This window comes from Fuerstiella sp. (assembly GCA_022447225.1).
In the GTDB taxonomy this organism is placed as follows: domain Bacteria; phylum Planctomycetota; class Planctomycetia; order Planctomycetales; family Planctomycetaceae; genus S139-18.
Window position 1 is genome coordinate 62,412 of the sequence record JAKVAZ010000007.1, and the last position, 13,002, is coordinate 75,413.

The following is a 13,002-nucleotide window of genomic DNA, read 5'->3' on the forward strand; positions in this document are numbered from 1 at the left end:
CGACACCAAGTTGTATCAATGGCCGGAGACGAGTGAATACTCGGGAATTTGACACTGGATTTTCCTGGCCGCGGAATGGCCGAAAGGTACGTGCGGTCGGATAGAGTCGCGTTGGTATTTCAAATCCAGCGATTCGACGTTAATTCTTCATGAGTCATCAGACTGCGAAGACTCTCTCGTGTTCATGCCGGAATTCTCGGCGGTTTCTGTGTTCGTCAGGCAATGCAGACTCATCAGGACAGTTCACAGCGGATACTACTGCTGGCTGCTCCAGGTTTGGACATTTCAAGTGTCCAAACCGTGGGACCGGATCACGGCATCTTGCCACATACACATACGAAACAATCAGCCACGATACTGCGTGCTGTTGTCGGAGTGCACGGACATCGGGATCTGTATTTGTCGATCCGTCGCTGGTCAAAGCACAAGCCCGGCATGTTACGGATACCGGGCTTGTGCGGCTGTCTCTACCCTGGTTAACTCGGACCGTTGATCACAACGGTCTGACGACGGAAATTGGTCTCAGGTAATCATTGAGTGTTTCCGGAGAAATGACTCCGCCACCCATGCCGCTCTTTCCCACACCGCCGTACGGCACACCATGGACGATGACATTGTGCGCGTTGATCCAGCCATTTCCGGATTCAAACGATTCAGCCACACGAGCACAGCGTGACAGATCGGAAGACCATACGCTGTTGCCCAGTCCATAGTCCGTATTGTTGGCCAGACGCAGTCCTTCCGCTTCGTTTTCGAACGGAGAGAGAAAAGCAACGGGGCCGAAAATCTCCTCACGGGCGGCAACATTGTTGAGCGAACCGGCGATCAGTGCCGGCTTGACGAAATAACCGTCACGGCCGGCGACATCAGCGGCCCCGCCCTCGAGCACAAGCTCTGCTCCTTCGGCAACGCCCTTCTCCAGATAACCCAGGACGCGTTCACGCTGCTTCTGATTCACGACCGGTCCCATCTGCGTCCCATCGTCCATCTGGTAACCGACATTGACAGACTTCATCCTGGTAATGCATTCATCTACGAAATTGTCGTAAATATCTTTCTGAATCAGCCATCGAGTTGCATCACAGCACACCTGTCCTGTGTGGAAGGTGATTGCTTCGACGAGTTTTTGAGCTGTCTCCGGAATATCGACGTCGTCAAAGACGACAGCAGCACCCTTGCCGCCGAGTTCCAGCTTGACAGGCACAAGATTACGACCACAAACCTCTGCAACCAGACGTCCGACTTCGGGGGAACCTGTGAAACTCATACGGCGGAATTTTGGATTGGCGGCAACAGCAGCTCCCGCGGTTTCTCCTTCGCCTGGCAAAACGTTCAGGACTCCTGGCGGTAACAAATCGAGTTCCTGTATCACTTGACATAAATAGAGTGCAGACAGCGGTGTGTCTTCAGCCGGTTTCAGAACACACGTATTGCCGGCTGCCAGTGCCGGTCCGAGTCCCCATCCGGCAAGCAGAAACGGGAAGTTCCAGGGAATAATGAATCCGCACGGCCCCCATGCATGTCGGGCGACCCAGGCTTCGTGTCCTTTCACAGCCAGAACGTTGCGGTAGTTCACCGCTTGTGCGAGATCTGCGAAGTAGCGGAATGTTTCAATCAGGCCCTGAATGTCGCCAACCGCCTGATCGTACACCTTACCACAGTCGAGAGACTCAACCTGAGCAAACTCATGAAGCCGCTGCTCCACCGCCTCCGCGATACGGTGCAGTACGGCACCACGTTCATTGACGGGCATCTTTGACCAGGTGCCTTTGTTGAAAGCAGCGTCAGCCGCGTCGACCGCTGCGTCGACGTCGGCCTTCTGCAGGCTGGTCACCGTGGCAATTCTGCTGCCTGAACCCGGATCGACCACGTTGAAAGTGGCGTCTGAGGATGCCTCCACCCACTGGCCGTTCACATACGCCTTGTGGAGGGACTTTGAAAGAAACGTAGAAACGTCGGAGTGCAGTTCGGGCCCGGCCGCAGTTGTTGACATGATTCATTTCCTCAGTGCAGAAGAATACAACTCAGTGCAGAAGAATACAGAAACTCACCAGTGACGCGATTATGTTGACGATGCAACGCAAATTGCAAACGCTACGGCGAGTTGATTTTCGCTCAGTCAGAATGTGTAACCCGCAAATGACTGGCGGAACATGTGCGTCAGACTTCTGTATAAGGCGATATCACTGTGTTGCCTCGCAAACTGTGTTTGCTGCGGATATGAATAATGAGATTTAACAGGACCGGCAATTTCCTCCTTTGCTGAAATCTGCTATGGCGTTTGTTTCAGCAGGTGACCGCGGACTTTCTGGATTACTTGATCTGCTTTCGCGGTCCGTACCACTGAATGATCCTTCGGAATTGTGTTTGCACTGAATTCCGTGGTGCGGGCCAGATCCAGAATCTTCCGGGCCTGCGCCGGAGCACATGATTTCAGATTTGATGCAAGATCCTGAAAGGGGCTCCGGTGATCAGGCCCGTCACTGCCTTCAGTCTGATTCGGCTGTTCATCTACCCGTTTGTGCAATCGGTCAACAATGACAGCCACTGAGGCCGTGTCCTGAGCTGCCGCATATTCCTGCGCCAGAAGATAATCAGGCGAGGCATGCCAGGATGTACCGGATTTCAACAGCACACCGCCCGACTGCTGGAAATCGCTGAGGTGACGCAGTAACCGAATTACGATTTCTCTGAGGTCACCGTCACCGATCTTCTCGAATTCGCAGGCGGTTACCCAGACGGCACCGGGTGGCATCTGGGGCAGATGTCTGTCCAGAAATCTGTGCATTCTTTCGGAGACAGATTCCTGGCGGCCGAGATGGGCTTCCAAAACGGCTTCATAAATATGTCCACTCATCCAGTCCGGCTGGAGACTCACCGCGTCGCGGACTTCCTGCAATAACTCCGTGCACTGACGGTTTCGAACCGGAACACGAATCAACCGTGTCAACATTCCTGTTGCACGCCCTCTTCCGGTGACGTTGAGGCGTTCACCGATCCCGGACCAAGGAGCCGGACGATACTCGTTGGTTGGGATGAGTTTTTTGCACTCATACTCAAAAACCTCGGGCCGATTCCAGATCGCGTCGTGGGAAATATTGGCAAGCAGAGCCGGGCGCCCGGCTGGCCACGCGTGCCACGCGGCATCGAAGAGTTGCAGACCACGATTTTCATCAACCGGCAGCAGTCGCTCTGTCAGTTGCTGTACACCCCAATGTGACATGCCTTCCTGTTTCAGGTCTGCCGCGAGAAGCATCTCAGCAAGTTCTTCCAGGCGTCCGGTGCGTTCAAACAGTCGGATAAAGCGATAGTAATCCCTGTGAAACAGTGTGATATCAGCCTGCAACAGGTAGCGACAGATATCGCGTGCCGATTCGATTCGTCCCTGGCGTTCCAGCTGGCGCGCCAGTCGAAGTGCCCTGTCCGGTTCTTCCGTCAGCGACCGGCGAAGTGGTGCAGCGGTTCGGTCCGCATCTGCATCCCTCCCGTTTGCCCGCAATAACTCGACCAGCAGGTGTCGATGATGAATTGATGCATCGTGACGACTCATTCGTGACTGCAACTGTCGAATGACGGGACCGAGAGCATCGCACTCTGAAAGCATGTTCATAGCGTCATGTCGGATCCGGATTGATGTGGTCACCGGAGTGTCTTCCAGAGTTACGGACGGCTGCAGCAATAGGTTTCTCGCAATGCGGACGGCAGCAGCCGGGTTTCCTGCCTCGAAATACTGTGTCATGAGTCTGTGAAGTCCCGCTGCACGTCCTTTTGACGCCTGTGGCATGCGAGCAGTGAATCGACGAGACACTTCCGTAAGTCCGATGTTTTGGAGGAGTCCGGCAATCGAATCAGCTTCGATTCCTGTCAGGTTGAGATTAAACAGCCGTTGTGCAGCCAGTTTGGCACGTTCCTGGTCCCTAAGGAGCACACAGACTTCAAGGGCAAATCGTTCTGTTACCAAAATCAGATCCCGATCATACTGAGCAGTAAACTGATTCATTAGAGACAGCGCCTCGCGTTCAGCGCCCACTCGTGACAAATATGCGGCAAGAGCCAGACGGAGTTCCACAGCGTCCGGAACCCGTTTAATGACGGGAAGAATCGCAAGCATTGCCTGGTGGTGTTCATCCTGAACTGTACACAGGCGTGCCAGGGCAATTGCCGCCGGAATGCAGACCCGGCTGGTTTGATCACGCGCAAGCTCGTTCAGATGTATCTGCACCATTTCGGCAGCGTCACCGGAGTCGTCTGCGGATTTAAGATCCTGGAATAATGATGCTATTTCGAGATTCAGGTGTTTTTGAATCGGAGTCGACGGTACCGGTATCCGACGGTCTGCATCCTGAGTGACCATCCGACGCAGAAGTTCCGTACGTTGTTTTGTAGTCCTGCGGTGAAATTGCGGATCTGCAGCCAGGGTCAGCAATGGAAATCGTTCGGTCGCTGAATCGTATTCATCGGCGGTTCGCTCATACATTGTGATATCAGAGTTGTCGTGCCCGGTCGCGGGTACATAAGAAAGTGCCCGCAGACCCAGAATCAGGTCTGCAATCTGTATGACAGCTGCGTGATTTCTTTGTTCAATAAATGGGTTGGCAAATGATCGCAAACGTGACGGATACTGCTGCAGGCCTGCCATAACCGCATGGTCCGTCAGTTGCGTCATTGATTTCTGGATGCACGTCGTTACTGCATTCAGGTCTCCGGCAGCAAATGCCAGGTCCGTGGCAGACAGCAGGGTCAGGGGATTTGATGACTGACTCAGACGGTGGATCACGTCGGTCCAGGGTGGAGATTGTCCGCTGCCATTCAAATAACGAAACACAGCGGGCCATCCACCGATGTCTCCAAGCCACTCCGGATGTTCCGTTGCCGTTTTCTCAGCCGCGGCGAGCACCTGTGCTGCAGCTTCCGGATCATCAGACACTTTGAATGTTTGTGTCGTCAGACTTCGGAAAACACCACCTCTGCACTGCAGTCCCAGCATCAACAGCTGATGTCCCGGAGCATCTGAGCTGGAAAGTTTTTCGATGAGATCGTCGAAACGTACCATTTGTGAGATTGAGGCCCGTTGTGCTGCCGAACTCGCGCTGCGTGATGTGACGACAATTGAGCACCAGTCAGCAAGCTGGCGGTGGCTGATCTGATCTGTTTCGGCAAGCTTTGATTCTGTTTTCAGTCGTCCATCAAAATCCTGATCCAGCCACAGCAGGCCAACTGCTGTACAGCGGGCTCCTCCATAGTCGACCGGGGGAGTCAGGGGCTGAGAATACATTTCGTCGCCGGTGTACAACTCCAGCCAGTTCAACGCGCTGAGAATCCGGTTGACACGTCGGGAAAGAGGATTCACTGCCGATGGAAGTTCCGTTATTACGGACTGTTGACGACCGGCTGCCGGGAGTGGAATGCCGGTGTTCACATCAGACCGGGATTCTGGTTCCAAAAAAATATGTTCGGGAGACAAATTCAGATTCACAATTTTGTGCAGTGTGGCCACTGCCTCTTCGCGGTGATCCAGACGCCATTGAATGATTGCCAGACGATAAAGCATTCGCCAGTCCTTCGGACGATCAGCGGAGAGACGCTGGCACATCAACTCGGCAGCCTCCACGCGTCCTGCGTTTAGGAATCGATCGATGCTACGGAGCGCCACTGTTGTGTCATTTCCGGAACGGGCATCCCGAATCCAGTTGAGCTCTGATTCACTGAGCTGTCCCGTTCTGTACTGCAAATCTGCAAGTCGGATTCGATCCTCTGCAGACGTACTGAGTGCGGTTAACTGTTGCTGGTAGTGTGCTGCGAGGTCCAGTTGTTCCTGTGTTTCGGCCAGTTCAACCTGCATTTTCAGGATTCGTATGTCACGTCCGAAGCGCAGAGCAGCCTGTTCGAGCAACTCCGTTGCACGTGCGGTATTATCAATACACTTCCATGCTGCAGCCAGACACAGACTGCGACCGACCGGATCCGGACCCGGTGCTGTTGCGAGTTGATCAAGGACCCGGTCGGTTGTACCTGTTTGTTTGGCGGTCTCCATCAGAGCTTCGACAAGCGCGAAGTGACGATCCGGGATTTGGGTTCGGTGAAATGCCTGCCAAAGCAGGAGCATTGAATCCCCCAGCTGAAATCGTTCCGCCATGATCTCTGCAAGATCCATCGTCAGCTGATGATCATCCGGATTGAGCCGGACGCACGTTCGGAGACAATTCAGGCCATCCTTTTCCCGACCGGTTGTGAAACACAGTTCCGCGAACTGTCGACAACTGTCTGCATGTTCGGGTGATTCTCTGATCAGTAATTCAGCTGCCAGAACTGCCTGGTCGGTGCGGCCGAGTTGCTGTTCCAGTTCGACAACCCGTTGAAGTGCCTGCGTGCGGTATTGGGGACTCAGGTCTGCAATGTAACGGTTGGCGGACGCTGCCTGTTCCAGAAGTCCTGCCTCTGTGCAGATCTCAGCAGACGCCTGCCATGCCAGGACCGAGTCCGGTTCGGCAGCAGTTGCTTGATTCAGATAATGTACCGCATCTGAAATTCGGCCAATTGTCCGGGCCATAAGTCCCAGCTGAAGCCATCCGTGCGAATCCCCGGGGGTTCGCCGCAGGTCATCGTGTTTCCGGGCTATCCGAGTATGAAGTCCGGGATCCTGCTCCCATAATTCAATGTTGGCGTTGTTAATGATTCGTCGATCATCCGGAGACACGGGCGATTTTTGAGCGAGACTCAACTGTGCGTAGGCCTCGTTGAGTCGGTCTGCCTGCCGCAACAGTCGTGCCAGTCTGAGACGGTCATCGATATGGGGTGTCAGCAGACAGGCCTGCTGCATTGTTTGAAGTGCCGCTGCGAATTCTCCGGCCTTCTCCAGAATTTCTGACAGCCGTGCCAGGTTTTCTGTGGTACGTCGGGAACCGGCTGCGATTTCATTCCAGTTACGCCGTGCTTCTTCAGTTCGTCCCAGTTCATAGAGTGTTTCTCCGAGTTCTTCGCGCCAGGTTAAAGTATCGGGCGACAGCTTAACTGCTTTACCGTACAGTTTTGTTGCCCGGTCGGGCATGCCCGACCGCCAATGAAGCCGTGCGACCGAGGCCAGGGTCACCGCATCCTGTTGATGACCGCAGATCCGCATCCAGACGGCCGATGCCTGCTGCTCACGCTGATGTTGAGTCAGGTCCGGGTCCTGCAGGAGCAGACGACCAACAACTGTGTACTCGTCAGCTCCGGCCTCCTGGAGCTTCACGAGTTCCCTGCCCAGAAGAATGGCTTCCCGAATCCTGCCCTGTTTCGTTAGCAGTTCGATCAGTGCGATACGCAGCTCCACCGACGATGGTCGGCGTTGGATTGCCTCGAAATACAATCCAACAGCCTCGTCGAATTCCCCCTGTGCTGTCAGGAGAGCTGCCAGTCGGGTGACCGATGGAATCTCTTGCGGCTGTTCTGAAAGACGATTACGAAGGTATTTGATGACGCCTGGACGTCCATGCGCACTCAGCAGAACGGACTCGATTCTCGCACGGATTAACTCCCCCAACCAGCTGTCCGGATGAATCTGATCAAGTTCAGCCTCAAGCGTTTTAAGTGCCTGTTCGTTTTGGCCGAGACGCAGTTGCACATCAGCGACGGATAAACGGTACTGAGTTCGACGTTCAGGGTTGGTGGTACCGGAAACCAGGCGATTCCATCGGGACAGAGCAGGCTGTAGCTGGCCGTATTCCTGAAGCCGGGCAGCGATGTCTTCCTGAATCGCCCGGTCATCAGGAAAATCCGACTCCATCTGCAGCAGAACCTTCAGAGAACGGCTCGTATTTCCCGTGCGCTGGTGAAGCTTAAATAAATCCCGATAGACTGTTCGCCGATCGGATTTCGATGGGTTCTTTTTCAGGCTCCGTTCAAATGCTGCGATTGCCGCAGATATGTCTCCTGCATCTCTGAGTGCGCGTCCGAGGGCCTGCGAGGTTATGGGGTCCTCGGGACGCTGCTGTTCGACCGATTCCAGCAGCACCACAGCTTCAGCGCCGTATCCCTGTCGGATCTGCAGCATGCCGGCAATAAGATGGCTGACGACGGCATCAGGATGAGACATCGGCAAACTGCTGAGCTCGATAATCAGATCTTCAAGCGTTCCACGCTTAGTGTGATAGCGACTAACACGGTCCAGTACCGCTCCGAAGGAAGGACGCCGCTTCAGCACATCAATAAGGCGGTCTCCGCTCAGGGAATTCGCAGCAGTTCGGCCAGACTGTTCAGTCGCGGTGACTGCACTGAACAAAGAAAAACATCCAATGATGATAATCCGATTAACCATGCGAACTTTTTTTGAATGGAGTGAATTCTGTGTCACATCAAGACGGTGATTTCGGCAGCAGACGGTTCTGGTCAGTCCGGATTTATTCTGCCGGCCGGATTCGTCCCCTCTGCCATTCATTGTACCGCCCGGGAACTCAATTGAATCACAACATGCCGGTAAGCATAAGGAAACGTGAGGATACCCATACGACAGTACCGTTTGGCTATTTTCCGCTGAAAACAGACTCCTGGCGGCTTCGCCTTGAACGTATCAGCAGGAACGCGATACTGCCGGAAAACTGTGATGAATAAGCCTGTTTGGAAATTTCGTTCATGTGTGCTCTGCAGATCGTCTTTTACCCACATCCGGCTTTGCGGTGGAAATCCAAAGATATCACCCGCATCGATCCTCAACTGAAGGAATGGGCCAATCAGATGTTTGAACTGATGTACGAGGCCCGTGGAATCGGTCTGGCTGCGAATCAGGTAGCGCTGCCGTATCGTATGTTTGTGATCAATCCTACAGGTGATCCGGAACAGTCGGAACACGAACAGGTTTTTATTAATCCGGAGATTCTTAGACGAAATGGCAGTGAGGAGGCGGAAGAAGGCTGTCTGAGTATGCCCGAAATTTTTGGACCAGTGAATCGGGCTGAAAGGATCGTGGTCGAAGCGTTTGACATCGACGGTCAGCAACTGCGACTTGAACTGGGGGGGATCGAAGCGCGAGTCGTTCAGCATGAGACGGATCATCTGGACGGAGTGATGTTCACCGAAAGAGTCGCCTCTGATACGCTCAGCGAACTTCAGCCCCAGCTGAATGATCTGGTCGCAGAATTTCAAAATTCCCAGGAAAAGGGACTGATTGACTCTGATGAGTTGCTCACCCGGAGGCTGAGGCAGCTGGAAACAGAACGCAGCGGGTAGTTCGTCTGTGTGTTCCGGAATCCCGGAGTGTGGAACAGGACAGGAGCCGGCTGAGTTTCCGCAGCGGATGCCAGGTTGACCCTGGATGCGTTGTCCCGGCGAGCAGATGGCAATTGACGCAGAACTGGCTGCCGGACAGATTGACGGTACTGCTGCTTGAAAGCGACGTGACGCACTCTCACATGAAGCGGATTTTTACCGAGCAAGCAAGTTCGTTGGGGGTGCCGTAATTGCCGGTCTGAGTATCACCGCCGTTAATCTGATTGCTGGTGTGGTCTTCGGAATGTCAAACGGTATTTCTTATGTCGCATCGATGTGCCGCGCCGGTCTAATCTGCGGAAGCTGTGTCATAGGGAGTCAGTCCCTGTGCGTTTGCCGCGTCCTGTGTTGTGAGCAGGGCGGAATGACGATTTTCGTTCAGCACAATGACCAGTTTCCCATCGTACTTCATCAGAATCATATGGAGTGCTTTTACGGCTGATACCGTTCCCAGGGCATGAGTCTGCGGCATATTTTGAGTAAATCCTGCGGCCCTGAGTGCATCGCCGTCGATGGTCATGATCACGCCGGTTTCTCTACTGAGATAAGCCAGTGCTTCGTGTAACGGTTCGCGGCGAAAGTCGACCAGGACCTGCTGATGAAGCGGTTCAGCAACGCTTTGAGAACCGGTCTTGGCTGTTTTTATTTTTATAGTGGTGCCGGACTGGTGACCTCCGGCCAGGACGGACTGGTTCCATGTGAGTGTCGCCCCTGCGCAAAGATTACCGGCAGCCTTTTGTGGCAGGATCGTCGTCAGTACCACACCGGTCCCGCTTGTCCGGATCTGAGTAGCAGCAGAAACCGCCTGAATCATAGCAGGAAATCGTCCAATCATCTTTCTGTGGCCGACAGTTGCGGGCCGCATCGCGCGAACCGTTTCATAAAGCCGCCCCGATAAACCATCCACCTGCTGACGCATTCTTCTCTGCAGAGCCTCCGGACCGATTTCAGCCGCACAGGTGAGTTTAAGTTCCATCTGGAGGTGCGGGTCCAGATGAATACTCCCGCTCATCATTCGAGAGACACTGCCAAACCACAATGACGTGTGATCGGCCAGTTCGTGGAGTTGTGGAATCAGTACCAGGTTTTTGTGGACTTCCAGCACGGGTAAATCTGCAAGCAGCGTCAAGTGTCGGGTTCGGTCGGATACCTGTAATAACGCTTCCATGTCCGGGTGCGGTACGGCGGGATATTGTTTGGTGTCTGCCAAATCTTCTGCAACATCCAGTGAACAGACGGCAATTGTTTTCGTATCAATCACCATAAATGCTAAATCTTCTGATTGATAAAGTTTTGTCGCCAGGTCTGGAAGCTGTGTGCCTCGAATCCGTTTTAGCAGTACCTCAGGTTCCGGATGTTCGTTCAGCAGTCGTGTAACCGCTGCAACGGTCGGTGTACTGGTACGCGCACCAAAATTAACAGCAATCGTAAGTTCCTGGATCTCAGAAGGAGCAAACCTTGTGGTGTGCTCAATAAAATCGTGCAGCCAGGTTCCGAGATTCCCGAGTGTTGCCGTAATTTCACGTCGGTTGGTTTCCTGGGTTTGGATCTGAGCCGGGCGCAGGTGCAACATGAGATGCGGAACGATCGGTATGTACTCCATACTGATTGTCGTACCGTTCGTCGGACCGACTGTTGTGTGGCCCGGTCCGACAGGCGTCGAGTCCACTGTCTGCACGTTGTCCCTTGGTGTGACAGTGACGTTGAGTGTCGGAGTTCCAGTCGTTGAAGTTTTTTCACCGCCTGAAAACAGCCAGGTCATTGTGGTGCCGGCAAGAGTGACCAGGAACAGAAGAATCCACACGATCGACACTTGTTGTTGTCGGCCACGCCTTTTCAAAATGCTGACGTGACTGTACGGACTGTTGTGTACTGTGGATAACCCGGACGTCAACGACTCTGATGCAGGAGACTGATTGTGCGGCCCCTGACGAGCGAATGTTTTCTGATGGTGCTGATCCGGGGGGATCGCTGCGACAAACTTTGACTTGCAGCGTGGACAGCGAATACTGCGTCCAATCAGTCGTTTGTCAGGAAGACGCAGCGCACTCGAACAAACTGTGCATTGGGTCGTGACCGCAGCCATAAGTCCTAAGATTGTGTAGCCAGGACTGTGAAGACTCAAATGATCCAGGCAGTGTGCCGGGGATTTGAACCTGAAAAAATTTTAAGCGAACCAAATCCCGTGACTGCACCGCTACCGACACGCAGCACAAATTCAGTTGATCCGCTACTGTCGTACGGGTTTTCCGGCAGCAATCAGTGCCTGATGAGATTTTAGCTGAGTCTGTTCATTTTCGGGTGCCAGTTCGATGGCTCGAGCCATGGCCCTGGCGGCACCGTCAAAGTCGTTGACAGCTGCCCGGGCCACCGCCAGTGTGTCCAGCATGTTCCAGTGTTCTTGTTCGCTCATCGAGTTAGCTTTTTCAGCAAGTGAGAGAGCCCTGAGAGCATCTCGGATGTTATTGTCTTTGGCTGTGGCCAGTGTGAACGCCAGATCGTTGATCGGTTCAAAACTTTCCGGATCGAACTCCATTGATTTGTGCAGGTCGTTGATTGCCTTTTGGTACTGGCCGAGCCGTCGGTAAGAAAATGCACGGTTGTTGTATGCAGCGGCATATGTACTGTCGATGCTGATTGCGGCCGTGTAGTCGGCGATAGCCTGCTGCGGGTGACCACTCTTTTGGTTGACAACTCCCCGATTCAGCAGGGCTTCCGGGTATCGGGGATTCAGGAGCAGCGCCTGACGAATATCAATGCGCGCATCGGAATATTGTTCCATCGCGATATGAACCAGCGCCCGATTGTTGAACGCTACAAAATGCGTGGAATCGTTTTTGATTGCTGAACTGAAGTCCACAATGGCTGCCGGATAGTTACCGAGCAGGTAATGACACTGACCTCGGTTGTTCAGCACACCCGCGTTTTGGGGTGATTTCTGAAGGCTACTGGTGAAATCCATCAACGCACGTTCGTATCGTTTGTGAGCGATAAAAACGACACCTCGAATGTGATATGCCTCAGCGGTGGGAGTTTTTGCGACACGATCGGAAGCGACTGAGATCGCTTTCTGAAAGAAGATGCCGTCGTTCTCCCACAGCCAGCCACCTTTGCTCTGAATCCAGAGCCACTCGCCGTTCACAAGTGAGACATCGAACACTTCTCCCGGATACGCGCGCCACACTGTGGCTTGTGGTGTTCTGAGTTCCGCACCGGCGTTGGTGACAATAAATTTTTGACCGACACGCGAATCTGACTGTGTAGTCTGTCCGCGGACGGCGGAAATGCAGGACAGCAGCAGTAAAATCGCACAGGAACTTGGTTTGCGGAGGCGAGGATTACCGAGCAACATTTGTCGTGAACTTCATTATCGGTTTGGTCGCCGTCGAAGTTCCCCGCTGACAGACAGACACAGTCCGTCCAGGAAAACATGAACCAGCGATTTGGAAGTCAGTACATACAAGCGGAATTTGCCGAAAAACCTAAGCGTCCTGACAGTGTGCACTTGAGGACAGAAATTTGAAAGCGGCACATCACTATCATACTTGGGTATGTCGTTGTAAGGAATCCCGCTTCACCTCCTGTGGTTTGTGGTGGTGAATCGCTGTCATACCCGTACCGAGTGACCTGTGGGTGAGTTTGCCTGCGGTTTTTCAGTTGTCGTCGGTGGCGGGGGTTGTGTCGGTGACTTCAGGAGTCACCGGTTTCAGCATGAATTGATTCAACCGGATTTTCAGGTCGTGCCGATAATTCGAAGGT

The 13,002-nt window shown here is 53.6% G+C and carries 5 protein-coding genes; 1 reads left to right on the forward strand and 4 read right to left on the reverse strand.

Going from position 1 to position 13,002, the window contains the following annotated elements; translation table 11 throughout:
* Positions 1 to 493: 493 nt before the first annotated feature.
* The gene (locus MK110_07835; GenBank protein ID MCH2211198.1) at positions 494 to 1,993 is read right to left on the reverse strand and encodes an aldehyde dehydrogenase family protein; all 1,500 of its coding nucleotides are present in this window, start codon (positions 1,991 to 1,993) and stop codon (positions 494 to 496) included.
* A gap of 279 nt (positions 1,994 to 2,272) precedes the next feature.
* Positions 2,273 to 8,296: a tetratricopeptide repeat protein gene (locus MK110_07840; protein ID MCH2211199.1), complete on the reverse strand. Its 6,024-nt coding sequence runs from the start codon at positions 8,294 to 8,296 to the stop codon at positions 2,273 to 2,275.
* Positions 8,297 to 8,610: 314 nt separating this feature from the next.
* On the opposite strand from MK110_07840, the gene def reads away from it, so the two are divergent.
* Positions 8,611 to 9,204, forward strand: coding sequence for a peptide deformylase (gene def / locus MK110_07845; GenBank protein MCH2211200.1), 594 nt, complete (start codon positions 8,611 to 8,613; stop codon positions 9,202 to 9,204).
* A gap of 328 nt (positions 9,205 to 9,532) precedes the next feature.
* On the opposite strand, the gene MK110_07850 is transcribed toward def, so the two are convergent.
* Both MK110_07850 and MK110_07855 read right to left on the reverse strand, forming a co-directional pair.
* Positions 9,533 to 11,047, reverse strand: coding sequence for a hypothetical protein (locus MK110_07850; GenBank protein ID MCH2211201.1), 1,515 nt, complete (start codon positions 11,045 to 11,047; stop codon positions 9,533 to 9,535).
* Between the two features lie 426 nt (positions 11,048 to 11,473).
* Positions 11,474 to 12,595, reverse strand: coding sequence for a tetratricopeptide repeat protein (locus MK110_07855; GenBank protein ID MCH2211202.1), 1,122 nt, complete (start codon positions 12,593 to 12,595; stop codon positions 11,474 to 11,476).
* Positions 12,596 to 13,002: the final 407 nt, after the last annotated feature.

Excerpts from the sequence above, each read along its gene's own strand:
- MK110_07835 (MCH2211198.1), bottom strand. The coding sequence starts at position 1,993 with ATGTCAACAACTGCGGCCGGGCCCGAACTGCACTCCGACGTTTCTACG.
- MK110_07840 (MCH2211199.1), bottom strand. The coding sequence starts at position 8,296 with ATGGTTAATCGGATTATCATCATTGGATGTTTTTCTTTGTTCAGTGCA.
- def (MCH2211200.1), top strand. The coding sequence starts at position 8,611 with ATGTGTGCTCTGCAGATCGTCTTTTACCCACATCCGGCTTTGCGGTGG.
- MK110_07855 (MCH2211202.1), bottom strand. The coding sequence starts at position 12,595 with ATGTTGCTCGGTAATCCTCGCCTCCGCAAACCAAGTTCCTGTGCGATT.